Source organism: Frateuria sp. Soil773 (genome assembly GCF_001428405.1).
In the GTDB taxonomy this organism is placed as follows: Bacteria; Pseudomonadota; Gammaproteobacteria; order Xanthomonadales; family Rhodanobacteraceae; genus LMSL01.
The window spans coordinates 15,885-17,398 of sequence record NZ_LMSL01000002.1; the positions used below are offsets into that span (position 1 = coordinate 15,885).

Annotated in this window: 1 protein-coding gene; it reads right to left on the minus strand. The window is 70.9% G+C overall.

The window, feature by feature from the left end:
• Window positions 1–339: 339 nt before the first annotated feature.
• Window positions 340–1,514: copper-containing nitrite reductase (gene nirK / locus ASG87_RS00165; protein WP_235499522.1), on the minus strand; the 1,175-nt coding region annotated here is incomplete at its 5' end.

The window sequence follows — 1,514 nt, forward strand, 5'->3', positions numbered from 1 at the left end:
CACGTTCGGCGGGCTGGTCAGCACCGCATGGACCGGATCGCCCTGCGGCGGGCCGAAGTCGCCGCTTGCGGCGGTGCCGGCGGGTGCCCCCTGCGCCGGCGCGGATGTCGCCGCCATCGCCGAGGGCTTGTCCGAACAGCCCGCCATCGCCAACATGCCTGCCGCGGCCAGCATCGTGCACAGCAATCGTTTCATGGAAGTTCTCCCTGTCCGTTTCGGCCCCAAGTCTGGCCGTACCCCCCGGCGGCGCGCTTGATCCGCGTCAATCCCCGCGACGCAAAACGGCGGCTGCGGCAAGCTGCCACAGCGCCCCACCAGAATTCCCGCCGGGCCTCCGCGTCAGCGCTCCGTCACCGTCGCGCGGATCGCCCGCGCCCGCGCCACCTCGCCCGGGCGCACCCGCCCGCCCGGGTTGCCCCAGCTATTGAGCACGTAGGTGATCGCGTCGGCGATCTCCTCGTCGCTGAGGTGTCCCATCGACGGCATGCTCGAGTCGTACTCGCGCCCGTTCACGGTGACCTTGCCGTGCAAGCCGTGCAGCGCGATGGCGATGGCGCGCTGCGGGTCGGCGGCGAGGAAATCCGATTTCGCCAGCGGCGGGAACACCCCCGGCAAGCCGCGCCCGTCTGGCTGGTGGCAGGCCGCGCAGGTGCTGCCGAAGGCGTCGCGGCCGGCGCGGATCTGCGCATCCACGCCCGGGGCCGACGCGACGGCGGCCGGCGGCGACGACGGCGAACCCAGGTAGGGCCGGTCGGCCTGCTTGCCCGAGTACACCGCCAGGTCTTCCTCGCCGCCGACCTGGAGCACGCCGAGCGCGCCCTTGTTGAACGCGCGGAAGATCGCATGGTCGACGATCGCATAGCCCCCCGGCACGCGCGGCGTGAGTTCCACCACCGCCGCGCTGCCCGGCGGGATCGCCGCGGTCTGCACGTTGTGCGCCATGTCGCTGCCGTTGGAGACGCGGTCGAAGATGGTGCCTATCACGTGGAAGCTGGACGACTTGTTCGGCCCGCCGTTGCCGACGAACAGGCGCACCGACTCGCCCGCCCTAGCGGTGAGCGCATGCTCGCCGGTGAGTGCGCCTTCGCGGCCGTTGAACAGCACGTAGGTGGGCTGCTCGGCGATCGCCTTGCCCATGTCGAAGTCCTGGTGCCCTTTCGCGTGAAAAGCGCCGGCGGTGTAGAAGTCGCCCTGCATCACGTAGTACTCGTGGTCCACCTTCGGCAGGCCCTCCGGCGGCTCGACCAGGATCAGCCCGTACATGCCGTTGGCGATGTGCATGCCGGCCGGCGCGGTGGCGCAGTGGTAGACGAACAGGCCGGGATTCAGCGCCTTGAAGCTGAACTGCGATTCGTGCCCCGGCGCGGTGAAGCTGGAGGCCGCGCCGCCGCCCGGACCGCTGACCGCATGCAGGTCGATGTCGTGCGGCATCTTGTTGCCCGGCGCGTTCCTCAGGTGGAACTCCACCGTGTCGCCCTGGCGCACGCGGATGAAGCTGCCCGGCACGGTGCCGC